The 22,790-nt window shown below is 69.0% G+C and carries 23 protein-coding genes; 17 read left to right on the top strand and 6 right to left on the bottom strand.

What is annotated here, in order from left to right; genetic code table 11:
* Positions 1-23: 23 nt before the first annotated feature.
* The 3 genes from ACQP1O_RS26770 to ACQP1O_RS26760 all read right to left on the bottom strand — a co-directional run bounded on the left by ACQP1O_RS26770 (position 24) and on the right by ACQP1O_RS26760 (position 2,626).
* Positions 24-527: a DUF4231 domain-containing protein gene (locus tag ACQP1O_RS26770; protein WP_433561207.1), complete on the bottom strand. Its 504-nt coding sequence runs from the start codon at positions 525-527 to the stop codon at positions 24-26.
* A 102-nt stretch (positions 528-629) separates the two neighbouring features.
* Positions 630-1,352: a PaaI family thioesterase gene (locus ACQP1O_RS26765; RefSeq protein ID WP_433561206.1), complete on the bottom strand. Its 723-nt coding sequence runs from the start codon at positions 1,350-1,352 to the stop codon at positions 630-632.
* Positions 1,353-1,444: 92 nt separating this feature from the next.
* Positions 1,445-2,626: a helix-turn-helix domain-containing protein gene (locus ACQP1O_RS26760; RefSeq protein ID WP_433561205.1), complete on the bottom strand. Its 1,182-nt coding sequence runs from the start codon at positions 2,624-2,626 to the stop codon at positions 1,445-1,447.
* A 100-nt stretch (positions 2,627-2,726) separates the two neighbouring features.
* Between ACQP1O_RS26760 and ACQP1O_RS26755 the strand changes: the two genes are divergently transcribed.
* From ACQP1O_RS26755 to ACQP1O_RS26685, 15 genes are all read left to right on the top strand, one after another.
* A complete protein-coding gene (locus ACQP1O_RS26755) occupies positions 2,727-3,803 on the top strand; it encodes a fatty acid desaturase (protein ID WP_433561204.1) in 1,077 nt (358 codons plus the stop codon).
* Positions 3,804-3,864: 61 nt separating this feature from the next.
* Entirely contained in the window at positions 3,865-4,047 is a 183-nt protein-coding gene (rd, locus tag ACQP1O_RS26750) for a rubredoxin (protein ID WP_433561203.1), read from the top strand.
* A 3-nt stretch (positions 4,048-4,050) separates the two neighbouring features.
* Positions 4,051-5,400 (top strand): NAD(P)/FAD-dependent oxidoreductase, encoded by a 1,350-nt coding sequence (locus ACQP1O_RS26745; protein ID WP_433561202.1) that lies wholly within the window; start codon positions 4,051-4,053, stop codon positions 5,398-5,400.
* Between the two features lie 3 nt (positions 5,401-5,403).
* Complete coding sequence (locus tag ACQP1O_RS26740) at positions 5,404-6,411, top strand: alpha/beta fold hydrolase (RefSeq protein ID WP_433561201.1); 1,008 nt, start codon at positions 5,404-5,406, stop codon at positions 6,409-6,411.
* 3 nt (positions 6,412-6,414) lie between these two features.
* A complete protein-coding gene (locus ACQP1O_RS26735; protein WP_433561200.1) occupies positions 6,415-7,302 on the top strand; it encodes an MlaE family ABC transporter permease in 888 nt (295 codons plus the stop codon).
* Entirely contained in the window at positions 7,302-8,168 is an 867-nt protein-coding gene (locus ACQP1O_RS26730; protein WP_433561199.1) for an ABC transporter permease, read from the top strand. Before ACQP1O_RS26735 ends, ACQP1O_RS26730 begins: the two co-directional genes overlap by 1 nt.
* On the top strand, positions 8,165-9,217 hold the full coding sequence (locus tag ACQP1O_RS26725; RefSeq protein ID WP_433561198.1) for an MlaD family protein: 1,053 nt from the start codon (positions 8,165-8,167) through the stop codon (positions 9,215-9,217). The genes ACQP1O_RS26730 and ACQP1O_RS26725 overlap by 4 nt, the downstream gene beginning before the upstream one ends.
* Positions 9,214-10,224 carry an MlaD family protein gene (locus ACQP1O_RS26720; RefSeq protein ID WP_433561197.1) on the top strand — a complete coding sequence of 337 codons (1,011 nt, stop codon included), beginning with the start codon at positions 9,214-9,216 and terminating at the stop codon, positions 10,222-10,224. Before ACQP1O_RS26725 ends, ACQP1O_RS26720 begins: the two co-directional genes overlap by 4 nt.
* A complete protein-coding gene (locus ACQP1O_RS26715; protein ID WP_433561196.1) occupies positions 10,221-11,240 on the top strand; it encodes an MlaD family protein in 1,020 nt (339 codons plus the stop codon). The genes ACQP1O_RS26720 and ACQP1O_RS26715 overlap by 4 nt, the downstream gene beginning before the upstream one ends.
* Positions 11,241-11,242: 2 nt before the next feature.
* A complete protein-coding gene (locus ACQP1O_RS26710; RefSeq protein ID WP_433561195.1) occupies positions 11,243-12,346 on the top strand; it encodes an MlaD family protein in 1,104 nt (367 codons plus the stop codon).
* 20 nt (positions 12,347-12,366) lie between these two features.
* A complete protein-coding gene (locus ACQP1O_RS26705) occupies positions 12,367-13,425 on the top strand; it encodes an MlaD family protein (RefSeq protein ID WP_433561194.1) in 1,059 nt (352 codons plus the stop codon).
* Positions 13,422-14,393: an MlaD family protein gene (locus ACQP1O_RS26700; RefSeq protein ID WP_433561193.1), complete on the top strand. Its 972-nt coding sequence runs from the start codon at positions 13,422-13,424 to the stop codon at positions 14,391-14,393. Before ACQP1O_RS26705 ends, ACQP1O_RS26700 begins: the two co-directional genes overlap by 4 nt.
* A gap of 25 nt (positions 14,394-14,418) precedes the next feature.
* Positions 14,419-15,051 carry a hypothetical protein gene (locus tag ACQP1O_RS26695; RefSeq protein WP_433561192.1) on the top strand — a complete coding sequence of 211 codons (633 nt, stop codon included), beginning with the start codon at positions 14,419-14,421 and terminating at the stop codon, positions 15,049-15,051.
* Complete coding sequence (locus tag ACQP1O_RS26690) at positions 15,048-16,817, top strand: long-chain-acyl-CoA synthetase (protein WP_433561191.1); 1,770 nt, start codon at positions 15,048-15,050, stop codon at positions 16,815-16,817. The genes ACQP1O_RS26695 and ACQP1O_RS26690 overlap by 4 nt, the downstream gene beginning before the upstream one ends.
* 55 nt (positions 16,818-16,872) lie before the next feature.
* Positions 16,873-17,145, top strand: a complete 273-nt coding sequence (locus tag ACQP1O_RS26685; RefSeq protein ID WP_433561190.1) for a hypothetical protein — start codon at positions 16,873-16,875, stop codon at positions 17,143-17,145.
* Between the two features lie 31 nt (positions 17,146-17,176).
* On the opposite strand, the gene ACQP1O_RS26680 is transcribed toward ACQP1O_RS26685, so the two are convergent.
* Together ACQP1O_RS26680 and ACQP1O_RS26675 are read right to left on the bottom strand one after the other, a co-directional pair.
* On the bottom strand, positions 17,177-18,175 hold the full coding sequence (locus ACQP1O_RS26680) for an adenylate/guanylate cyclase domain-containing protein (protein ID WP_433561189.1): 999 nt from the start codon (positions 18,173-18,175) through the stop codon (positions 17,177-17,179).
* A 132-nt stretch (positions 18,176-18,307) separates the two neighbouring features.
* Positions 18,308-18,886 (bottom strand): DUF305 domain-containing protein, encoded by a 579-nt coding sequence (locus ACQP1O_RS26675; protein WP_433567805.1) that lies wholly within the window; start codon positions 18,884-18,886, stop codon positions 18,308-18,310.
* 125 nt (positions 18,887-19,011) lie between these two features.
* Between ACQP1O_RS26675 and ACQP1O_RS26670 the strand changes: the two genes are divergently transcribed.
* Complete coding sequence (locus ACQP1O_RS26670) at positions 19,012-20,289, top strand: RNA-guided endonuclease InsQ/TnpB family protein (protein ID WP_433561188.1); 1,278 nt, start codon at positions 19,012-19,014, stop codon at positions 20,287-20,289.
* Here ACQP1O_RS26670 and ACQP1O_RS26665 read toward each other — a convergent pair whose 3' ends face one another.
* Positions 20,290-21,867 carry an LVIVD repeat-containing protein gene (locus tag ACQP1O_RS26665; protein ID WP_433561187.1) on the bottom strand — a complete coding sequence of 526 codons (1,578 nt, stop codon included), beginning with the start codon at positions 21,865-21,867 and terminating at the stop codon, positions 20,290-20,292.
* A gap of 267 nt (positions 21,868-22,134) precedes the next feature.
* Here ACQP1O_RS26665 and ACQP1O_RS26660 point away from each other — a divergent pair, with 267 nt between their 5' ends.
* On the top strand, positions 22,135-22,758 hold the full coding sequence (locus ACQP1O_RS26660; protein ID WP_433561186.1) for a DUF4232 domain-containing protein: 624 nt from the start codon (positions 22,135-22,137) through the stop codon (positions 22,756-22,758).
* Positions 22,759-22,790 lie beyond the last annotated feature (32 nt).

The raw sequence follows: 22,790 nt of genomic DNA, 5'->3' as shown, positions 1-22,790 counted from the left end.
CTCGTCCGGGGGCGGTTCGGCGATCAGGGTGCCGGCGTGGGTTCGTCGATGGTCTTGATGTAGTCGTCGACGTAGGTGGACAGGATCTGCTCGACACTGAGCAGGAACTTGGCGGCGTTCGCGGCGGTGGGGCCACCGGTGTAATCGCCCGCACCCGCGACGAAGCGCCAACCCTCGGACAGCAATAGCTGCTGGGTGCGCCGGTTGGTCGCCACCCGCTGGTCGGCGTGGAAGATGGCGGCGCTGCCGGTGGCCACCACGGCCATCCCGCCCGCGAAGGCGGTGGCGACCCGGATGAGGGAGCCCTCGAAGCCCGCCAGGCCCGTCACCACGGCGCTGGCGACCATCGCAACGAACCGGAGAATCTGTCCCCAGCTGCGGAATCTGCCGGTCAGGCGGCTGGTGTCGGTGACCTCGCGGGCGTAGGTACTGGTCCAGAAATCATGAAACGCGGGGCCGACGGTGTTCCAGTCGATGACCGCTGCCATGGCGTCGGTCTGGGCCTGGGGCGACGAGGATCCTGCCACTCGGTCAGTGTGGCACGAGTACCGGTGCCGTGCTCAGCGGTTGCGGCGAGTCCGACTCGCGGTCAACGGCATTCGGCGGCGTGGCGCGCCCGGCGAGTCGGCTCAGCCCTGGCGCGGTTCGATCCAGAGCGCTTCGGACAGCGCACACAGTTCGCCGGCGGCGGTCGAGAGCGCCACGGCGACCGTGTGTTTGCGGTCGTCGCGCGCCACCACCCAGGCGTGCGAAATGTAGTCGGCCCCGGCGTACATCGGTCGTAGCTGTTGTGAGGTCATGGCTGCGGTGAACGCCCCGCTGCCCATTCGCGAGAAGACGAACGCGGCCCGGCCACCCGGGCAGTCGAGCGCCGACCAGACCACCTCGGGCGGGAGTTCCCCGGTCTCGTCGGCGAGCCCGGGGTCGGGGGTCCAGGCGGCGGCCATCATCTGCTCGCCGGGCAGCTCCGACGGGAACAGCAGCAGCCCGCGTCCCGGCTCGCAGGCCAGCCCGCAGCCGTAGCAGTCGGTGACCGTCCGATCGCCCGACAACCCCAGTTCGACAGCGGATTTCGCCGCCGCCCAGGAGGGTGCGGGCCGCGGATCGAGGGTGAGCGCCGCGGGCGCGGCCTCGACCAGCAGGGTGTCGTCGGTGGCGGTGAAGGTGACGCGGCCGTCGCCGGGGCGCGAGAGCAGGATCGGGGTGTCGACCGTGACGGCGCGCCGGAAGTCGACACGCACGGTGTCGGCGCCGGCCTGGGCGGCCAGCAGGCCCGCGAGATAGCCGCCGAACGCGATCGCCGGATAACCGTGGATATGCGCCGGAATGGTGAGCGCCTCGGCCCGAGTCATGCTGACAGTCAACCTCTCCCGGCCGGTCGGCCGATCATCCTTTCGACCATACCCAGGGTGGGCCCGGGCGCCGCCGGTGAGATTTCGCACTCTCAGGCCAGGGCGATGATCAGGTCGAGCACCCGGCCGGGATCGTTGAGGTCCTCGCCCAGGAGTTCGCGGATGCGGTCCATCCGGTAGCGCACGGTCTGCGGGTGCAGGACCAGATGGCGGGCCACATCTTCGCGCCGCCCCTGGTGCAGCAGCCAGGCCCGCAGCGTCTCCTCGTAGCGGGCGCGGGTGTCGGGCCGGAGGTGATCGAACACCGTGAGCGCGGCCGTGCGCTGGCGGGCGCGGGTCTGCGGGTCGGCGTGGATCACCAACGCCGCCAAGGATTTCTCGGTATCGATGGGGCCGTTTCCTCGCGGGCAGCAGGCCCATGCCCGTGCGGCGAGAGTGGCCGAGTGGCGCACCTCGAGCCAGGGTTGCTCGGGTCCGACGGCCGCCTGGATGCCGGCCAGCCGTCGCAGCAGGACGCCACGGGGCATCTCGATGGTGGCCGGCGCCAGCAACACGGCCAGGTCCGGCTGGGGCGGCTCGGGCAGCAGGTCCGCACCGGCGTGCAGGGTGCGGTGGTCGAGCAGCGGGATCGCATTGCGGATCTCGTTGCGGGGGAGAACTATCGCGATCATCGCCTCGGGCGCCTGCCATCCCGCGAGCCGGGCCGTCGTCAAAACCTCGTCACTCGCCGCGCCGAGCAGCAGTTGTTCCGCGAGCTGCTCACGCCGGCGCTGCCGTTGCTGCCCGGCGGCCGCGAGTTCGTCGGCATGGCCGCTGACGCTGGCCGCGGCCAGGTTGTCGATGTAGTCGAAGTTGAGCTCCGCGAAGCGCGCCATGCCGGAGGTGTCCATACCGTGCGTCTGGGCCGTGGAGCTCCAGTGCCGCCAGGCGATCCGCGCCCCGAGCCGGAAGGCGGCGTTGAGCGCGTCGATCGAGCGCCCGGACTGGGCTTCGAAGCGCCCGAGTTCGAAGGCGGCCTTTTCCACCGCGGCCTGGTCGAAGGTTGGTCCGCCCGGCCGGGGACCGCAGGCCGCGAGCAGGAATCCCGCCAGCATGGTCTTGATGGCCGCGGTCGCCAGATCGCTCAGCTCACCGACGAGCAGGTCGGCGAAGACCGGCAGCTGCTGCGGCACTATCTCGATGATGTCCGCGGCCGCGGCGCCGCGCTGGGCATAGAGCGCGTGGGCGATGTCCGCGGAAACGAAAGGCTCGCCCTCCCCGCCGTCATAGTTCATACCCACAGTATGAACGTCTCCCGTTTTTCACTCCGATCGGCCAAGCAATTAGCTCATGAGAGCAGTCAGGCTGGAGTCGCTGTATACCGGAGGAGGATTTATGAGAATCGCGACCAGACTTCCCGGTGAGCGCACCCTGGCCACGGGTGACGCGGACCGGATCGCTCACGTCCGTGGGGCGCTCGTCGAGATCGGTAGTGCCTGGCGTGCGCGGCATCCGTGGCTGAACTCGCATCAGGATCAGGTCGGCCTGGCGTTGTTCCTGGTCGCGATCGCCGGGGTGCTCGGAGACGGTGTCCTCTACGGGCTCGGTGTGTTGCCTTGGTGGGCAACGATTCTGGTGACCGCGTTCTGGTTGTCGATCCTGCACGAGCTCGAGCACGATCTGATCCACTCGATGTACTTCCGCACCAACCGGTTCGTGCACAACCTGATGATGTTCGGGGTCTGGTTCTTCCGCCCGAGCACCATCAACCCCTGGGTGCGGCGTCGTCTGCACCTGCACCACCACGAGGTTTCGGGCACCGATTCCGACCTGGAGGAGCGGGCGATCACCAATGGTGAGGGCTGGGGCGCGCACCGGACCATCAGCCTGATGGACTCCTTCCTCGGGATCTACACCAAGCCGTTCCGGACCCACCAGATCGTGCGGTCCTACATCGAGCACGAGGCGCGCACGCCCGAGGAAGCCCGCCAGCTGGCGACCACCAACGTCCTTTCCTACTTCCCGCTCGGGCTCTTCCACTACACGCTGTGGCATCTGTTCCTCGGGGTCAGCGTCTACGAGTTCGTCGCCGGCCCGACCTCGATCCCCGGCCGCGACGTGCTGACCTTCCTCGCGGTGACCATCCTGGCGCCGAACGCGGTGCGGACGTTCTGCCTGCATTTCGTGAGCTCGAACATGCACTACTACGGCGATGTCCAGGCCCACAACGTGTTGCAGCAGACCCAGGTGTGGACCGCGTTGTGGCTCAAGCCGTTCCACGCGTTGTGCTTCAACTTCGGTGAGACCCACGCCATCCACCACTTCCTGGTCCGCGACCCGTTCTACGTGCGGGAGGCCATCAAGGCCGACTGCCAGCAGGTGTTGCGCGACAACGGCGTCCGGTTCAACGACTTCGGCACCTTCCGCCGCGCCAACCGATTCGCCCTCGCCCCCACACCGATCGAGCCCTGAGCACTGTCCCTCGAGCCCTGAGTCTCCGGGCGCACTCCCTCGACCCTTCGAAAGAACAGTCATGACAACCACCACGACCGACCTGCTGTGGGTCTGTGTCCGCTGCGGCATGATCTACGACCCCGCCGAGGGCGACCCGGACGGTGGCATCGCCCCGGGCACCGCCTTCGAAGACATCCCCGAGGACTGGGTCTGCCCGGTCTGCGGGGCCCGCAAGTCCGACTTCATCCCCTACGAGGACTGAACCGTGACCGGCAAACCCGAAGACGGCGAATACGTCGATGTCCTGCTGATCGGCGGCGGTGTCGCTGCCGCCGCCGCGGCGGAAGAGCTGCGGCGGCAGGGTTTCCGCGGCAGCGTCGCTCTCGCGAGCCGGGAGAGCGACCCGCCGTACCACCGATTCCCGCTCACCAAGGACTACCTGCGCGGCCGCTGCGCCGTCGACGACCTTGCGGTGCACTCCCCGGAGTGGTGGCCGGCCAACGGCATTCGCCTGTGGCTGCGGGCGCCGGTCCTCGATCTCGATCTCACGGCCGCGACGGCTCGCATCGGCCGCCGCACGGTGCGCTGGGGCCAGGCCCTGCTGGCCACCGGCGCCACGGTCCGGTTGCTCGATCGCCCGGGCGCGGGGCTGCACGGCGTCCACTACCTGCGCACCACCTGGAACGCGGACGACCTCCGCAAGGAACTGCCGGCCGCGCACGATGTGGTGGTCGTCGGCGGCTCCTTCGTCGCCGCGGAGACCGCCGCGTCCATCGCCGCGCTCGGGTATCGCACCTCCATGGTTTTCCCGGAGCCGGTGCCGCTGGGACGTTCGCTGGGTACCACGGTCGGCCACATCGTGCAGGCCGAGCTGTGCCGCCTGGGCGTGGACATCTACGGCGGCGACGGTGTGGAGGCGCTGCGCGGGGACGATCGCGTGCAGTCGGTCGTCCTGACCGGGGGCGAGGAGTTGGCCGCCGACGTCGTCGTGGTCGGGATCGGCGCGAAGCCCGAGGTCACGCTGGCCAAGCGGGTCGGCTTGCCGCTGGGTCCGACCGGCGGCGTCCACTGCGATGCGACCCTGCGCACCGGTCACGGGCGGATCTGGGCCGCCGGTGACGTCTGCGAGTTCGACAGCGTTCGCCACGGTCGTCGCGTCCGGATCGAACACGACCGGGTGGCCGCCGCGCAGGGCCGGCACGCCGCGCGCGCCATGCTCGGCTCGACCGCTCTCTTCGACGACTATCCGTATTTCTGGACCAGCATCGGCGAGGACCTCCACATCGACGTGCTGGCGCTGGACACGCCCGGCCGGGAGGTGATGCCGATCGATCAGGGCGCGCTGCGGAATCTCGTGTCCTGGCAGCAGGTTGCCGGTGCCGGTCCCGGACCCCGGCCCGAGGCCTTCCGATTCCACGCCGACGGCGAGACCGTCGGCTACGCCTCGATCAACGGCGCCCTGTCGCTGCCCGCGGTTCGCCGCGAGCTGACCGGAGGCCCCGCGGCCGCGCCGGGAAACGGCGGGGCCGTGCCGGAAAACGGTGGGGCCGAGCCGGAATCCGTGGTGCCGACGCTCCCCGGGGAGGCGCGCCCTCGACTGCGTCCGGGACGCTGATCGATGGCGCGGCGGTGGCGGACGCTGGGCCGGCGCGAGCTCGCGCGGCTGCGGGAATCGGCGGAATTCCAGCTCTACGACGGATTTCCGCAGGGGCGGGCGCTGGACGTCCGGTCGGCGGACGGCACCACTATCCATACCGAGGTCTTCGGTCCGGAGGACGGCTATCCGGTCGTGCTGACACACGGCTTCTGCTGCCGAATCGACTTCTGGGCCAACCAGATCGCCGCGCTCTCGGCCGACTGCCGGGTGATCGCGTTCGATCATCGCGGGCACGGCCGCAGCGCGCGGCCGGCGCGGCACGCCTGGACCGTGGAACACCTGCGTGAGGACCTGGCCGCGGTGGTGCGCACGGCGCTGCGTCCGGGCGAGCGGGCGCTCATCGCCGGTCATTCCATGGGCGGCATCACGATTCAGGCGTGGGCGCACGGCTATCCCGACGAGGTCGCCCGCTTCGCGGATTCGATCGCGCTGATCAACAGCAGTCCCGGTGGTATCGGGACGGCCGTCGCCGCCACCATGTCCGGCGGCGGGCTGCGGGAACCGATCTCCGCCCTGCTGGATCGGGCCGTGCCCGGGGCGGCGCATCTGTTCGGCGGGATGCCGGTGCCCCGGCGGTTGCCGCGGCGGTCGTCGCTGATGTCGCCGGTGGCCATCGGCGCCGCTGCCCGCCCGGCCGCGCGAGCCCTGATCCAGGAGTTGGTGCTGACAACTCCGTCGTCCACCCGCGGCGGCTTCCTGCGCACGCTGCTGCGGGTGCGTGACGGCCAATTCGGCATCTCATGGCTGACCGCGCCCACGCTGGTGATCGGCAGTACCGATGACCAACTGCTGGGCTTCGCGGCCTCCGAACGCCTGGTGCGGCGGTTCCCGAATTCCGCGGGCCTGGTGGAGATTCCGGGCGGCCACAGCGGACCGGTCGAGCAGCCGGACGCGGTGACCGCCGAACTGCGCAAGCTGGCCGGCCTGCACCCGAGCTGTACCCCTCCCATTTCTTCGACACGACGGTAAGGCATGCCATTGACCACACCCGCGGTGACCGAAGTCGCTCCCGCACCCCGGCCGGAGGAGTCTCCGCGCGCGGAACCCGCTGCCGCGCAGATACTTCGCGCGAATTTCGCCGGCACCGTGCTCTCGGCGGTCCGCACCCTGGGCCGGCTGGTGGAGCTGTCCGGGCAGGCGATCGGGGGCGCGGTGGCCGATATCGTGCGGCTGCGGTTCAGCTGGCCGGAGGCGCTGCGGCAGGCCTGGTTCTTCGTCACCGCCACCGCGATTCCGGCGGTGCTCATGGCGATTCCGTTCGGGGTGATCGTGTCGGTGCAGGTGGGCACGCTGATCCATGAGCTCGGCGCCGATTCGCTGCTGGGCGCGACGGGTGGCCTCGGCGTGATCAAGCAGGGCGCGCCGACGGCGACCGGGCTGCTGCTGGGCGGTGCGGCGGCCTCGGCCATCGCCGCCGATCTCGGGGCGCGCACCATCCGCGACGAGATCGATGCGCTGCGGGTCATGGGCGTGGATCCCGTTCGCCGCCTGGTGATTCCGCGACTGGTCGCCATGGTGCTGGTGGCCCCGCTGGTCAATATCCTGATCATGTTCGTGGGCATTCTCGCCGGCTACCTGGTGGCGGTGACCGCGCAGGGCGTCACGTCCGGCAGCTACTGGCTGACCTTCGGCTCGTTCACCGTGCTCGGGGATGTGGTGGTCTCGCTGGGCAAATCGGTGCTGTTCGGGATGATCGTGGTGCTCGTCGCCTGTCAGCGCGGGCTCGAGGCCAAGGGCGGACCGCGCGGGGTGGCCGACGGTGTGAACGCTGCCGTGGTGCTGTCGGTGCTGGGCATCGTGCTGCTGAACGTGGCGCTCACCCAGCTGACCGCCATGTTCCTGCCGGTGAGGCTGGCGTGATGGTGGCGAGCGGGTATTCCCCCAGGGGCCTGCGCTGGCTGTTCCGCGCGATCCGTTCCCGCGAGCGGGCCTGGATGCCGGTGGAGAACGCCGGCTTCGTGCTCGGGTTCGTCTGGCAGGTGTTCGCGTCGATCCCATTGACGTTGCGCCACTATCGATCCCAGACGATGCGGGTCATCACCGATATGACGTGGGGCCGCGATTCGGTGATCGTCGGCGGCGGCACGGTGCCGATGCTGGCGGTGCTGGGCGTGGCCATGGGGGTGGGCGCGGGCATCGAATCCTTCGCCACCCTGGACATGCTGGGCATGGGGCCGCTGACCGGAATCGTGTCCTCGTTCGCGAACACCCGCGAGCTGGCGCCGATCGCGGCGGGGATCGGTTTCGCCGCGCAGGCGGGCTGCCGGATGACCGCCGAGATCGGGTCGATGCGCATCGCCGAGGAGATCGACGCGATCGAATCGCTCGGGCTGCGGTCGCTTCCTCTGGTGGTGACCACGCGCGTGATCGCGGGGGCGGTGGCGATCGTGCCGACGTTCCTGGTCGCGCTGATCCTGGCCTACCTGTCGTGCCGGACGGTGGTGGTGGTCCTGCACGGGCAGGCCGCCGGTGTCTACGACCACTACTTCTTCCAGTTCGTGTCCGGGTGGGACATGCTCGCGGCGGTTCTCAAGGTGGTGGTGTTCACCGTCGCGGTCATCCTGATCCATTGCTATCAGGGATTTTTCGCGACCGGCGGCCCGGAGGGCGTGGGCATTGCGTCCGGGCGGGCGGTGCGCGCGAGCTTCGTGGCCATCATCGCGCTGGACATGGTGCTGTCGGTCGCAGTGTGGGGCTTCCACTCGGCCATCGAGTTCACGGGATGAGGCGCATGGCACTGTACGGATTGCCGGGTGTGGCAATGGATTCGCGGTCCTCGCGGCGCACCGGAGCGGTCGCCGCGATGGTCGTCGCCGTCGCCTTGGCGGCCGGGATCTGCTACCGGTCCTTGCGTACCGACGAGGATTCGCTGCGGGTGCAGGTGGTCGCCGAGCAGCTCGGCGACGGCATCGTCACCGGGTCGCAGGTACGGCTCGACGGCGTCCTGGTGGGCTCGGTCGAGTCCATCGACAGCGCGGGCCCCGGCCGGTTGCGAATGACGCTGGCGCTGACCGAATCCCGGCTGCCCGGTGTCACGGATTCGCTGTCGCTGCTGGCGGCGCCGGGCAATCTGTTCGGGATCAGCGAGCTCGATCTCCAGCGCGGGACCGGCGGCAGTCCGCTGCGTTCCGGCACGGTGATCGAACTGACCGGTCCGGCGGCGCAGCGGCTCTCCGACGCCACCACGGGCGCACTGCTGCGGCAGCTGGGCCAGACCACCAACCAGGTCCTGACGCCGCAGCTGGCCGACGTGCTACGGCAGGTGAGCACCGACTCGAAGGCGTTCACACCGCTTTTCGAGGCCATGGTGACCACTTCGCGCAGCATCGCCGACACCCAGAAGTACGCACCGTCGTACCTGATCGGGCAGTACGCGGGCATGCTGGCCGGGCTGCCGCCCTTCCTGACCGGAACGATCCAGCTGCTCGACAGTCTCGATCACATGGAGCCGCTGCGCACCGATCGCGCAGCCTTCGACAAGACCGTCGCCGCGATCGCGGACGACCTGCTGCCCGGCGCCACCCACACCCTGACGACGGCGCGCGAGGAGCTGAACGACTATGCCGGCTACCTGATACCGCTGCTGGCCGCACTGGGCGCCATGGTGTCCACGCCGCAGCAGTCGAGTGCGGAGCTGCACGAACTGCTGAACCGGCTGGGCGCGGCCATGCCCGACGGCCCGGACGGCCCGACCCTGAATCTGCGGATCACGCTCAGCGGGGTTCCGGTGCTGTCGAGCATCCTGCTCGGCCAGGCCCCGGGGGTGGCCCGATGAGGAGTCTGTCAGCGATCGCCTGGCGCATGGCGGCGTTCACGCTCGCCATGGCCGTACTGCTGGTCATCGTCGTGCAGGCGATCCAGCGGCCCGTCGCCGACGCGGGCCCCACCTACACCGCGGTGTTCAGTGACGCCAATGGCTTGAAAACCGGTGACGACGTCCGCATGTACGGGGTCCAGGTCGGCAAGGTGACCGAGGTCGGGCTGGACCCGCAGTTCCGGGCGCGGGTGCGCTTCACCGTCCAGCCGGGCCATCCGGTCTACGACGCCAGCACCATCGCCATCCGCTTCCAGACCCTCGTCGGTCAGCGGTACCTCGATGTGCGGCAACCGAATTCGGTGGGCACGCCGCAGTCGCCGGGCACGGTGATCGACACCCACCGCACCCTCGGATCCTTCGACATCACCGCGCTGTTCAACGGCCTGCAGCCGGTGCTGGCCGAGCTGTCGCCGGCGGCGGTGAACCACTTCACCGAGACGATCCTGGCGGTCCTCGACGGTGACGGCACCGGGATCGGTCCGGCGCTCGATGCCATCGAGAAGGTGTCGTCGTATGTGCGCGACCGGCAATCGGTGCTGGCGGTGCTGGTCGCGAATCTGCGGCAGCTCGCCGAACGTCTCGACGGCCGCTCGGCCAATGCGATGACCCTGCTCGACGGGATCGCCGACGTCTTCAACGCCCTGGAACAGAAATTGGACGGTCTGGTCGATTTCGTGGTGACCGCGCCCTCGGTGCTGACCCCGATCGACGCCCTCGCGGCCACCCTCGGGCTGACCCCCGACAGCAATCCGGACCTGGAACAGGCTGTGCGCACGGCCTTTCCGGACCCACACGCCGCCGCCGATGTGCTCGGCCGGCTACCCGGGCTGCTGCAAACCCTCGACACAGTGATTCCCGGTACCGGACAGGAGGTGAACCGAACATGCTCGAACGGCAACGCCGACGTCCCCGGGGCGCTGGCGATTCTGCTGAACGGACAGCGGATCTCGGTGTGCAAGCGATGACTTCACGCCCGCGCGGTAGCGCGCGACCGCGCGGCGCGTTCGCCTCCGGTGACCCCCGGCAGCGGGAGCTCCGGCTCGGCCTGCTCGGTCTCGGGCTGGTCGTGGTGGTGGCGGCCGGGTCGGCCGTGGTGTATGAACTGCCGCTGGGCAAGCACACGTACCACGCCGATCTGTCCGAGGCGGCCTCGATCAAGGTGGGTGACAGCGTGCGCGTGGCGGGCATTCCGGTCGGCACCGTGCGCGGGCTGGATCTGCTGGCCGATCGGGTGCGCATGACCTTCACCGTGGACAGTGACGTCTTCATCGGCGACGCCACCACCCTCGACGTCCGTATGCTCACCGCCATCGGCGGCCACTATCTGGCGGTGCTCCCCGCGGGACAGAAGCCGTTGGGAGACAAGGTGATCGCACCGGATCGGGTGCGACTGCCCTACAGCCTGATGCAGGTGTTCCAGGACGCCGTCGAGCCGGTCGGGGAGATCGACGGAGTCACCGTGCGCGACAATTTCGCGGCGCTCGGATCGGCGGTCTCGGCCGGCCCGGACGCCGTGCGCCGGCTGGGCCAGGCCATGGATTCGCTGGTGGGCATCATGAACGCCCAGCGCGACGACATCTCGCGGGTGCTCGCGGTGGCCGACGAATACGTCACCGCCACCGATCAGAACAAGCAGCGGCTGTTCCAGCTCATCAGCTCGCTGCGGCGGGTCGAGGACACCATCTTCGCCCACTATCACGAGATCGTGGCCGGGCTGACGGTCACCAATCAGCTGCTCGCCCGGCTGACCGCCCTCCGCCCGGTCTGGGACGAATCGCTGAAACCCTTGGCGGACAAGGTCGCCGAGATCGTTCCGGAGCTGAAGGAGCTCGGCGAGAACACCGGTTCGGCGCTGGCGACCGTGCAGGACACCCTGCACCGGCTGCAACAACTGATCACACCACAGGGCACCGTCGCCGTGGACCAATCCGCCCGGACCCTCGACGCGATCTGTGTTCCACTTCCGGGAGCGGAGTGCTGACGATGAAGCGAATTCTCGGTTCCCGCGGATTCATGTCCGTCGCGGGCGTTCTGGTGCTGGCGGCCGTCGCGACGCTGGTCTATGTCGTCGTGCTGGCGCCGCCCAAGACGATGCGGGCCTACTGCGCGACCATGCCCGACGCGATCGGGTTGTACGTCGGCAGTCATGTCACCGTGCGCGGCATCCCGGTGGGCACGGTGACGAGCCTGTCGCCGGGCGAGCAGAACGTGCGCGTCGAGTTCGAGATGGACGCCGATCATCCACTGCGCGGCGAGGTCTCGGCCGCCACCGTCGCCGAGAGCCTGGTCGCAGACCGGGAGCTGGCGGTGCTGTTCGACGGCAACGCACCCGCGACCTGGGATCCGCACCGGTGCATCACCCGCACGCTCACCGCCAAGAGCATCACCGAAACCCTCGACGCCGTCTCGAAACTCGCGAGCGACCTCAATGGCAGCGGAGATCCCGCCGGGACGAACAAGATCCACGACGGTGTCGCTGCGCTGCGGCAGGCGACCTCGGGCACCGGGCCCGCGCTGAACTCCCTGATCACCGAACTCGGGACGGCACTGCGCTCCCCGGACGCGGCGACCGGGCACCTGGGCGATCTGATCGACGCTCTCTCGGCGCTGTCACGGACCCTCAGCGTCAACTGGGACGACGTCAAGGCGGCGATCGGCCGGCTGGGACCGGCGTTCGATTTCATCAACAACACCATCTTCGCGCAGGCCATCCCGATCATCGACCACATCGGCGCCCTGCTGGTCTGGGCGAACACGCTGATCCGGCCCTACGGCGGGCTGCTGCTCGACGGCCTCGAGGCCACCGTGCCGTACCTGCGCATGCTGGCCGCCCATGTCGGTTCCATCCAGGAGATCATCACCATGATTCCGCCGATCACCGCCGCCTTCGGCAAGGCCGCCGATCCCGGCACGGGTGACGTGGCGCTGGCCTACGCCACGCCGAAAGTGGCACTGGCGCAACCGGATGCCGACCGCGCATGCGCCGCGCTGAACGCGCTCTCGCCGGGCAGCTGCGCCGGCTCCGGCGACCACCTGGCCACGGTCGGACTCTCACAGCTCCTGCTCGCCGCGGTGGGGGCCCGATGAACGCCGAAGGTCGAAAGGCGATGCCGGACAGCCGCTTCCGGTGGGCGAGCCGTGTTGCGCCGCTGCTGCTGACCGCGGCGCTCGCGGCGGGCTGCGGTTTCGACCCCAGCTCGGTGCCGGTGCCCGGCACCACGGTGTCCGGCGACACCTACCGGGTGCGTATCCAATTCGCGAACGCGCTGAATCTGCCCGCGCGAGCCAAGGTGATGTCGTCGGGCGTCCGGATCGGCAGCCTGGTCTCGGTCAAGGTGGTGAACCCGGCCGCCGGCGCGCCCGGGATGGCCGTCGCGGACGTCGACATCGAGCGGTCGGTGCGGCTGACCGCCGCCACCACCGCGCAGCTGCGCCAGAACACCGTACTCGGTGACATCTTCATCGAATTGACCACTCCGGCAAACGCATCCGGCGCCGATATCCCGCCCGGCGGTGTGATCCCGCTGGCGCGCAGCAAACCCGCCCTGCAGGTGGAGGACATCATGTCCGGGATGGCCACCTTCATCGGCACCGGTGCGGTGGGCCAGTTCCAGGACATCGTCAACCGCGTCAACGCCACCATGCCCGACGACCCGAAGGACACCGCCCGCATCGCCGGCGTGCTCGGCGCCGACCTCACCGATATCGGCGGCAACCTCGATACGGTCAGCGCGCTGGGCAATGGCATCGACGACAACCTGCGGGTGCTCGAGGACAATGCCGCGCGGCTGAGCGAACTGCTCACTCCGGCCGGGGCGGCGCAGGTCACCACGTCGGCGGCGTCGGTGGTGCAGCTGCTCGGGGTGATCGGCGCGCTCGGCGGGGTCGCGCACGGCATCGAGTGGCTGGCCCCGGTGGCCACGGCCGGTGACAGCGCGGCCAAGGCATTCGTGCCGCTGGCGTTCACCAGCCGGCCGTTCGATCTGAGCGCGCCCTCGAATCTGAATGCGCTGGTATCGCTGTTGCGGGACAAGATCATTCCCTTCGCCGAGCACGGGCCGAAGGTGAACGTGGTCGGCGTCGGCGTCGAGGACACGCCGCTGCCCCGGGACGAGCAGGTCACCCGGATCATCGACACGCTGCGCATGATCGGAATGGTGCGGTGAAGCGCGAATCGGTGGCCTCGCTGGGCGCCATCGCCGCGGTCTTCGCGCTCGGCGCCGGCTATCTCACCGTGGACGTGGTCCGTGTCGACTGGGTGCACGACTACACCCGGGTCAGCATGGCGCTGCCGAATTCCGGTGGGCTGCTGCCGAAGTCGCCGGTGCTCTACCGCGGCGTACGGGTCGGCGACGTGACCGCGGTGACCACCGCCGGTCGCGGTGTCGTGGTGAACCTGCGCATCGAGCACGGCTACCGGCTGCCCGTGTCGAGCGCGGTGGTGATCGAGAGGCTCTCCGCGCTCGGCGAGCCCTACCTCGACTTCCGCCCCGGAACCGGCGCGGGCGCACCGTATCTCGCCGACGGGCAGCGGATCGCCGCCGACCAGGTCCGGCTGCCGGTCTCCATCCCGCAGGTGGCGGACACGCTGACCCGGCTGCTCGAACAGTTCGATCCGCAAGCCCTGGGCGAGCTGGTCTCGACCCTGTCGCAAGGGCTGGCCGGCACCGAGCAGATCATTCCCGAACTCGGGCGCTCCACCGGGCTGCTGGCCGCCACGCTGCTGTCCCGCTCCGACAAACTGCGCGGCCTGCTCGAGCAGTTCCAGCGACTGGGCGCCGATATCGACTGGGCCGGACCGGCGTTCACCGAGAGCGGTCCGTTCTGGGGGCAGTACGGCGGGAAGCTGCGCGAGATCGTCGACGTGGTCGAGAAACTCGTCCGCAATCCCGAGGGCGGCACCATGCCCGACGACTACGTCGGCGGTGACGGCCTGGTGCCGTTCCTGAACCGGATCATCGCCTTTCTGAAGGAGAACGGGCCCGAGCTGCGACAGCTCGCGCCCGCACTGCGGCCCATGGCCGAATCCGCCACCGCCGCCGCGGGGCAGCTCGACCTGAGCGGTCTCATCACCCAGGCGCTGCACGGCACCGCCGACGACGGCGCGGTGCAGCTGCGGATCACCGTCGAATAGCACCACCACTCAACGAGGAGACACCATGACAGCATCCGACGAGACGACCGCGACCGGCGAGGAGACACCCCAGCCGGCGCGGACTGCGCCGGCGAACCGACCGGCCGCCCGGCGCAGCGTCCAGGTGCCGGTGTCGACCCTGGTCGTCGCCGCGGCCGGGGTGCTGATGCTGGCGGCGACCATCACCTTCGGAGTGCTGTGGGGCCTCGCGCGCGGCGACGTCGCCGACCGGGATGCCGCGGCCGCCGATCAGCGGCAGGCCGAACGGGCCGCCACCGACTACGCCGTCGGCGCGTCCACCATCGACTACCAGGACATCAATTCCTGGGTGGGCAAGCTCAAGGCCAACACCAGCACCGAGCTGGCCGCCAAATTCGACACCACCGCACCGAAACTGCGCGACCTGCTCACCCCGCTGCGCTGGACCTCGTCCGCGACTCCCGTTGCGGCCAAGGTCATGTCGGACGAGAACGGAGTCTACGTCGTGAACGTCTTCCTCAATGTCACCTCGACCAGCGCCCAGACCCCCGACGGCGGCATGACGACGGTGACCTACAAGGTCACGGTGAACAAGGGCGAGGGCTGGAAGATCACCGACGTGGGCAGCGACAGCAATCCGATCGATGCGAGCAAGAACCACGGGAGCACGACGAAGTGAGTACCGGCGCCCTGTCCACCGTCACGCTGTCGGATCTGGTCCGCGGTCTGCCCGGCATCACCCAGGATTTCCCGGGCATGCTGCGCAATGCCGGGCACATGCTGGTGAGACCCGGCGACAGGGCCTCGATCGGGTTGTTCTTCCAGCGTCGCGCGGCCGAGCACCCCGATCGCCCCTTCCTGCGTTTCGAAGGGCGCGAATACACCTGGGGCCGGGCCAATTCCGCCGTGAACAGGTATGCGCACGTGCTCGCCGCACGCGGGGTCGGGCGCGGCGACGTGGTCGGCATTCTGCTGACCAACCGGCCCGAGGCGCTGTTCCTCGTGCTGGCCGTGGTGAAGCTCGGCGCCACGGCGGGCCTGCTGAACAACAATCAGCGGGACAGCGTGCTGCAGCACAGCTTCGAGCTGCTGAACTCCGTGGTCGACGTGGTCGGCGCCGAGTGCGCCGACGCGCTCGCGACGCTCCCCGGACCCCGGCGGTCGGTGCTGTGGGACACCGAGCTCGAGGCCGCCGCGGCGCACGCCGACGACTCGAATCCCGCTGTGACCGTGCAGATCACCGCGAAGGAACGCGCCTACCTGATCTTCACCTCCGGCACCACCGGCCTGCCCAAGGCCAGCGTCATGACCCACCTGCGCTGGGTGAAATCCATGGCCGGGATCGGCGGCCTCGGGGTACGACTGCGCGGCGACGACACCCTCTACTGCTGCCTGCCGCTCTATCACAACAATGCGCTCACGGTGGCGATGTCCTCGGTCATCGCGTCCGGGGCGACACTCGCACTGGGACGGAAGTTCTCGGCCTCGCGCTTCTGGGGTGAGGCCATCGCCCATCGCGCCACCGCGTTCATCTACATCGGTGAGCTGTGCCGGTACCTGCTGAACCAGCCGCCGCTGCGCACCGACCGTGAGCACCTGATCCGGTTGTGCGTCGGAAACGGGCTGCGGCCCGAGCTGTGGGACGATTTCCAGCAGCGGTTCGGCATCGAGCGGGTCGTCGAATTCTACGGTGCCAGTGAGGGAAACGTCGCGTTCATCAATGCCTTCTCGGTATCGAGGACCGCCGGTTTCACCCCGTTGGCCTTCGCAGTCGTCGAGTTCGACGACGGCACCGGCAAAGCGCTGCGCCATGCGGACGGCCGCCTGCGCCGGGTGCGCCCCGGCGGCACCGGTCTGCTGCTGTCGAAGGTGACCGCCCGATCGCCGTTCGACGGCTACACCGAGTCCGCCGCAACGGAATCCAAGCTGGTGCGCGACGGCTTCCGCCGTGGCGACTGCTGGTTCGACACCGGAGACCTGGTGCGCGATCAGGGCTGGGGCCACATCGCGTTCGTGGACCGCCTCGGCGACACCTTCCGTTGGAAGGGCGAGAACGTCGCCACCACGGAGGTCGAGGGCGCCTTCGACGGCATCGACTCGGTCACGCAGGCGGTCGTTTTCGGCGTCGGCATCCCGGGCGCCGACGGCAAGGCGGGCATGGCCGCGGTGACGCTGCGCGAGGGCGCGGCGTTCGACGGCCAGATCGCCGCCAAGGTGCTCTTCGACCAACTGCCGGCCTATGCCGTGCCACTGTTCATCCGTGTGGTGCCGGAACTGGAACTGACCGCCACGTTCAAGAGCCGCAAGGTGGAACTGCGCCGGCAGGGCTACGCCGCCGACGACCGCAGCAGCCTGTTCGTGCTGGCCGGGAGCACCCGGGGATACGTGCCCGCGTACCCGGAGTATGCCCGGCAGGTCGCGGCCGGCCGGGCTCCCCGCGACTGAACGACCGGATGGATCCGGCCCCGAAAGGCAGAGGTCGAGATGAGAAGAGGTTGAGATGAGAACAGAACACCCGTGGCCGGCGCAGGTGCGCCGGACGCTCACCGCGGCGCTGCACCAGGACGCGAGCATCGTGGCCATCGAGCTGGTCGCGATGCTGAGCGAGCGGTCGCGTACAACGGTGGTCATGGCCGCGGCGTCGTGTATCGATACCCTGCTGACGCTGGTCCCCGACCCAGCTGCACGACCTCGATACCGGCCGCCGCACAACGAGATTCGGCTGCGGCGCCACACCGGCGAGGCGGCCGGGCCGGACCGCGGTAAGGGCTGAACCCGGCCGCTGGGTGCGGCGGACCTCGCGACTACTTGCGCTTGCGCTCGCGAACCACGTGGGAACGCAGGCGGGGGATGCCCTTCACTCGCACACTGCGCAGGTGACGCAGGGCCAGGTCGTTGTCGCCGTCGAGTTCCGCGGCCGCGCCGTCGTCGACGAGCACCGTGCCCGGGCGGGCCACGCCCGTGAGGCGGGCGGCGACATTGACCACGGTGCCGTAGAGATCGCCGAAGCGGGTCAGGACCGGTCCGTAGGCCAGGCCGACCCGGATCTGCGGCATCTCCGGAATCGTCTGGGCCGCACGGGTGATCGCCGCGTTCATGTCCAGCCCGATGCGGGCGCCGGCGCGGGCGTTCTCGGCGGCGAACATGACCTCGTCGCCGACATTCTTGATCACCCAGCCGCCGTGGTTGGTGATCGTCTCGGTGGTGGTGGTCTCGAACGCGTCCAGCAGTTCGGTCAGCTCGTCGGGGTCGAGGTGGCGGGACAGCCGGGTGTAGCCGACCATGTCGGCGAAACCGACCAGCAGTGGCCGGGTGGCTCCGCCGGACGCCAGCGAGCGCGTCAGCGCCGCGGCCATATGCCGTTGCCAGGCGTAGTCCTGCAGTTCGGACAGCACCGCGATGGCCCGGGCGGTGGCTTCCCGGCCCGCCTCGGGCTGGTCGGCGCCGGCCGCGATCCGGCCGCCGATCTCGCGGGTGATCAGATCCGCCTGCCATTCCGCGAGCCGGGCCATCGCCTGCCCCACGGTGCGGGCGGCGGCGATCTGGCTCTGCTCGTTCGCGATCGCGGCCGGGTCCAGGCTGTCCAGGGCGCGGATGGCGGCGACGTCGTTGTCGGTGAACGCCACCTCGTCGTCGCTCGCCGCGGCCGGGAAGCCGAGCGCCACCCACAGTTTCCGGGCGCGTTCGACGGGCACGCCGGATAGCTCGGCCACCTGGGTGCGGGTGTATCGGCGGGGTCCGCCGAGCAACGACTGTTCGACGACCGCGTCGACCGCCTCGGCCACGCCACCAGATTCGATCATGCCGTCAGTACAGCACATCGAGCGGTGGAACCGGAGCAGTGCCGCCGCACCGGCCGATCCGGTCATTCATCCGATGAACTATCGAAAGCCGTTGTGGCAGTGGCCAATAGGAAACGCACCGGTTTCCGGTCCTCAGGACAGGGGCTGGGCGTCGCGCTGGGCGAGCATGATCGTCATCAGGCCCGACTCCTGGGACTGCGCGGTGATCATGCCCCGCGCGGCCTCCTTCACCGGGCCCGACGCGAGCAGCCGATCGGCGGCCTGCGCCATGGCCACGCCGCCGCGATGGTGGCGCAGCATGAGTTGCAGGAACAGCACCTCGGCGTCCCGGCCGCGGGCGGCGGCCAGGGCGTCGAGTTCGGCCTGCGTGGCCATGCCCGGCATGGACGTGCCGTTCGTACTCGTCATGGCCGGCATCGAATGTTCGTGTGCCGCATCCGCTGTCATCCACGCCATCGGATGGGTGGCGTCCGGCGAGGCATTGGCCAGGCGCAGCCAGCCCAGCAGGGTGCCGATCTCCATGCGCTGGGCATCGGCGATCTGCTGGGCCAGTTGACGCACCGTGGGATCCACACCGGAATCCAAGCGCTGCACCATGATCAGCGCCTGCTCGTGATGAGCGGTCATGTCCTGGCTGAAGCCGATCTCGACCCGGTTGAGTACCGGTGGCGCGGAACGGTTCTCGGGAATCAGCAGCGGGCGCAGCAGCATCCCGGCCGCCAGCAGGGCGAGGGCGACCACTGCCAGCGCCACCGGCCGCCGGACCCGAGCGCCCGGGAGAGCCGTCACCGGAGGACCGCCAGGATGCCCCGTCGATCACGGCGGGGAGGGATGGTGTGCGCCACAGGCGAATTGGTTTTACACAGGATCTTGCTTCCTGTAAGTCCTTTCTTGTGAGGACCGCGTACAAGGTCCGGGCCTACCCGGACGCCGAACAAGCCGCGCTGCTGCGCCGCACGTTCGGCTGTGTGCGCGTGGTGTGGAACAAGACGCTCGCCGATCGGCAGCGCCGCTACACCCTCGAGCAGAAGTCGACCTCCTACAAGGAAACCGACGCCGCGCTGGCGAGATGGAAGCACACTGAGGAGCTGGCGTTCCTGTCCGAGGTGTCGTCGGTGCCGTTGCAGCAAACCCTTCGGCACCAGCACGCCGCGTTCGCTGCCTTTTTCAAAGGCAGCGCCCGATATCCCCGATTCAAGAACCGGCACGGTCGGCAGTCGGCGCATTTCACGCGGTCCGCGTTCCGCATCAAGAACGGCGGTCTGTGGCTGGCGAAAACAACCGCGCCGCTGCGGATCGTGTGGACGTGGTCCGGCATCGACTTGTCCGAGCTGGATCCGACGATGGTGATCGTGTCGCGGGAGCCCGATGGCCGTTGGTTCATGACGTTCGCTGTCGACCAGGCCGACCCGGCCCCGCTGCCCGGAGCTGGGGATGCTGTCGGTGTCGACCTCGGCATCAAGGACTTCGCTGTCCTGTCCACCGGGGAGAAGATCGCCAACCCGCGCCACATGGCCCGCTACGAACGCGGGTTGCGCCGCCACCAGCGACGCCTGGCCCGGATGCGCAAGGGGTCGGCCAACCGAGCGAAACAACGAGTGAAGGTCGCGCGGAAGCATTCCCGCGTCCGGGGCGCTCGCCGCGACTTCCTCCACAAGACCAGCACCAGTCTCGTCCGCCAGTTCGACACCATCGCCGTTGAAGACCTCGCTCCGAAGAACATGGTCCGCAATCGGCGACTGGCAAAGTCGATCAGCGAGGCCAGTTGGGGCGAGTTTCGGGCGATGCTCGAATATAAAGCCGAGCGGGCCGGTCGCAGCCTGGTGGTGATCAACCGCTGGTATCCCAGCTCGAAGACCTGTAGCGCGTGCGGGCATCTGCTCGCCAAGCTTTCCCTCGGGACACGGCATTGGACGTGCCCCGCCTGCGGCACCCGGCACGACCGGGATACCAACGCCGCCAAGAACATCCTTGTCGCCGCCGGACTGGCGGGGACACAAAACGCCTGCGGAGGCGATGTCAGACCGCAAGGGACACCCCTTCGGCAATCGCCGGTGAAACAGGAACTCTCGGACGCGAGTCCGGGGATCCCCGTCCTTCAGGGCGGGGAGTAGTCAAGATCCCACCACGGACTGCTGGTCGGCAGGCGGGGTGTACACGTCGTCGGCGAGCTGCAACACCATGAAGCCGTTGTCATTACAGGTGGCCCACAACTGGTTACCGTGCCACTCCGGCGGGGAGAAGCACCAGTCGGTGGACAGGTCACCGAAGGCGACCATGCCGGACCGCGACGAGAGCGCCTTGTTGGGATCGAACTTGCCCTCCAGCACCGCCCGCGCCGCCGAGGGGAACTCCATCGCCGGGACGCCGATGAGCGAGGCCAGGGCGTGCGGGGAGTTCCACAGCTCCAGGTTCCGGCCCTTGCGGGCGGGCGGATTGAAGTACGCGATCTCCTTGGCGTGGAACGGATCCCGCACATCGAACACGCGGATGCCGGATTCCTCCCAGCCGCAGGCCAGCGCGGTCGGATTCTCCGGCCGATCGGCGGCGCAGTAGTGGGCGTCGTAGGAGAACACCGAGCCGCCCATGGCCGAAGCCAGCATCGAATCCTGATGCTCGGGCAGGTTGATCTCCAGCTTGATCTTGGCCGCGACCGTCGGGTTGGTCTCGTCGGAGATATCGATGAGCTTCACGCCGCCCGCGCCGCCCTCATCCGCGGTGAACAGGTACGGCTTGCCGTCATAGGTGACCGGAATGCTGTGCTGCGTCGCCCAGCCATCGGTCCAGAACACCCGTCCCAGATGGTTGACCTGCGGGTTCGGATCCCGGCGCTGTACCGCGCTGATGTCCAGCACGGTGAAACCGGCCAGTGCGGACAGATACATGCGGTTGCCGTCCGTGCTGATCCCGAAGCCGTGCGCCTCGATGCCGGTGAGGCCCTGCCAGATCACGTGCGGATTCGCCGGGTCGGCCAGGTCGACCGCGCTGACGAAACCGGGCGCGATGCCCGAGGCCCAGTAGGTCCGGCCGTCCGGGGAGAACCCGCCCTCGTGGGTCGTGATCGGCAGGGGCATCAGCAGATTGGTGCCCGCACCGGTATTGAGCAGCCGCGGGTGGGCGCAGTCGGAGATGTCGTAGACCGACAGTAACCCGGCACCCTCGCCGACCGGAACGCCGGTGCCCACCAGCAGCTTTCGCTCGGCATTGACCTTGAGTGATTCCCACGTGCCGGCGAGCATGGCGGGCTCGGTGAGGCTGCCGGTCACCACCGGGTTCGCCGGATCGGACACGTCCAGCACCTGCACGCCCTGCGCGGGCCCGAGAATATTGCCCGGGAACAGCGACCCCGTGTACGAGCAGTGGTCGTAGGTCGCCGAGGTGATCCCCGCACCCTTGCCCACGTAGCCGCCGACGAACGACAGATTGCACCGATACCCCAGCGTGCTGCGCCCGCTGTTGCGATCCTCGGCCGGAACATCGCCCTGCAGACCGGTTTCCGGCAGCGCGTCGTCCCCACAGTCCGCCCGCGGTACCGAGGTGCGCCCGACATCCAGGAACTGCTGAACCTGATTCGTGATGTCGGACTGTAGATCCGCCGTCGCACCCTGCATCGGCAGCAGGGCCGCCCCCAGCAGCGTCACCGCCAGTACCGCCGCCGGCTTGGACCGGCGCACGCCCGTGAACCGCGTCATTGCGGTTACCCCCGTATTCTTCCGAAACGTCCGTATCGTGACCGGTGGCACAGACAGCTATGCAATGTGGTCACCATTACGTCTTGGAACGCTAACGCATAAACTGACTGTCCGGTAGGGCAAGTCACAAATAAGTGTCTGTGACACCATCGGCAAGTCGGGGTGATCGACCCAGGAACCAGGGCAAATCCCTTGTTGCAGTGCGTAACAGACCTGATCAGCCCGTCGATTTCGAAACATCAGGCGATCGAAGGGGATGGGTGACTCATGCGCACAACGGGATTCACAGCACTACTGGCCTGCGCCGTGCTGGCAGCCGCCACCGGCTGCTCGAGCTCCACCCCCTCCACCCCGTCCGCCGCGCCGACCCCTGGCGGCACCTCGTCGGGCGGCAACCAGGGCGGTGGCAACTCTGGTGGCGGCCCGGCCACCGGCACTCCCGCCTCCACGGCCGCGCAACCCACCGACACCCCCATCCCCGCGTGCGCCTCCGGCCAGGTCGACGTCGCCGCGCAGAGCATGGGCGCCGCCATGAGTCACAACGGCATAACCCTCACCTTCTCCATCGCCGACCCGTCCCGGGCCTGCACCCTCACCGGCTACCCCGGCCTGGACGAAATCACCGACACCGGCACCGTCATCCACGCCGAACGCACCCCCAGCGGCTACATCGGCGGCCTCCCCGCCGGCACCGACACCCCACCCACCGTGGTGGTCAAATCCGGTCATCCCGCCCACGCCATCGCCGAGGGCACCTCCTGCGGCCCCTACAACAAACCCGACCCCAAAGTCGTCAAAACCGAAGTAACAGCCCCCAACTCGACCGACACCCGCGTCATCGACACCGCCGTCTACACCTGCACCCTCAAGATCCACCCCGTCACCGACTGAAGCGTTGGCTGCCGTCCCCTTCGCGCGGCCTT

It is taken from the genome of Nocardia sp. CA-151230 (assembly GCF_050942175.1).
Classification (GTDB): Bacteria; Actinomycetota; Actinomycetes; order Mycobacteriales; family Mycobacteriaceae; genus Nocardia.
The sequence above is the reverse complement of the archived record's forward strand: the minus strand, read 5'-3'. Positions and strand labels throughout refer to the sequence as shown.

What these genes read in the sequence shown, in the direction of transcription:
- ACQP1O_RS26705 (WP_433561194.1), top strand. Translation starts at nt 12,367, where the DNA reads ATGCCGGACAGCCGCTTCCGGTGGGCGAGCCGTGTTGCGCCGCTGCTG.
- ACQP1O_RS26725 (WP_433561198.1), top strand. Translation starts at nt 8,165, where the DNA reads ATGAGGCGCATGGCACTGTACGGATTGCCGGGTGTGGCAATGGATTCG.
- rd (WP_433561203.1), top strand. Translation starts at nt 3,865, where the DNA reads ATGACAACCACCACGACCGACCTGCTGTGGGTCTGTGTCCGCTGCGGC.
- ACQP1O_RS26665 (WP_433561187.1), bottom strand. Translation starts at nt 21,867, where the DNA reads ATGACGCGGTTCACGGGCGTGCGCCGGTCCAAGCCGGCGGCGGTACTG.
- ACQP1O_RS26760 (WP_433561205.1), bottom strand. Translation starts at nt 2,626, where the DNA reads ATGAACTATGACGGCGGGGAGGGCGAGCCTTTCGTTTCCGCGGACATC.
- ACQP1O_RS26680 (WP_433561189.1), bottom strand. Translation starts at nt 18,175, where the DNA reads ATGATCGAATCTGGTGGCGTGGCCGAGGCGGTCGACGCGGTCGTCGAA.
- ACQP1O_RS26730 (WP_433561199.1), top strand. Translation starts at nt 7,302, where the DNA reads ATGGTGGCGAGCGGGTATTCCCCCAGGGGCCTGCGCTGGCTGTTCCGC.
- ACQP1O_RS26755 (WP_433561204.1), top strand. Translation starts at nt 2,727, where the DNA reads ATGAGAATCGCGACCAGACTTCCCGGTGAGCGCACCCTGGCCACGGGT.
- ACQP1O_RS26720 (WP_433561197.1), top strand. Translation starts at nt 9,214, where the DNA reads ATGAGGAGTCTGTCAGCGATCGCCTGGCGCATGGCGGCGTTCACGCTC.
- ACQP1O_RS26715 (WP_433561196.1), top strand. Translation starts at nt 10,221, where the DNA reads ATGACTTCACGCCCGCGCGGTAGCGCGCGACCGCGCGGCGCGTTCGCC.
- ACQP1O_RS26765 (WP_433561206.1), bottom strand. Translation starts at nt 1,352, where the DNA reads ATGACTCGGGCCGAGGCGCTCACCATTCCGGCGCATATCCACGGTTAT.
- ACQP1O_RS26695 (WP_433561192.1), top strand. Translation starts at nt 14,419, where the DNA reads ATGACAGCATCCGACGAGACGACCGCGACCGGCGAGGAGACACCCCAG.
- ACQP1O_RS26710 (WP_433561195.1), top strand. Translation starts at nt 11,243, where the DNA reads ATGAAGCGAATTCTCGGTTCCCGCGGATTCATGTCCGTCGCGGGCGTT.
- ACQP1O_RS26685 (WP_433561190.1), top strand. Translation starts at nt 16,873, where the DNA reads ATGAGAACAGAACACCCGTGGCCGGCGCAGGTGCGCCGGACGCTCACC.
- ACQP1O_RS26675 (WP_433567805.1), bottom strand. Translation starts at nt 18,886, where the DNA reads ATGCTGCTGCGCCCGCTGCTGATTCCCGAGAACCGTTCCGCGCCACCG.
- ACQP1O_RS26740 (WP_433561201.1), top strand. Translation starts at nt 5,404, where the DNA reads ATGGCGCGGCGGTGGCGGACGCTGGGCCGGCGCGAGCTCGCGCGGCTG.
- ACQP1O_RS26735 (WP_433561200.1), top strand. Translation starts at nt 6,415, where the DNA reads ATGCCATTGACCACACCCGCGGTGACCGAAGTCGCTCCCGCACCCCGG.
- ACQP1O_RS26660 (WP_433561186.1), top strand. Translation starts at nt 22,135, where the DNA reads ATGCGCACAACGGGATTCACAGCACTACTGGCCTGCGCCGTGCTGGCA.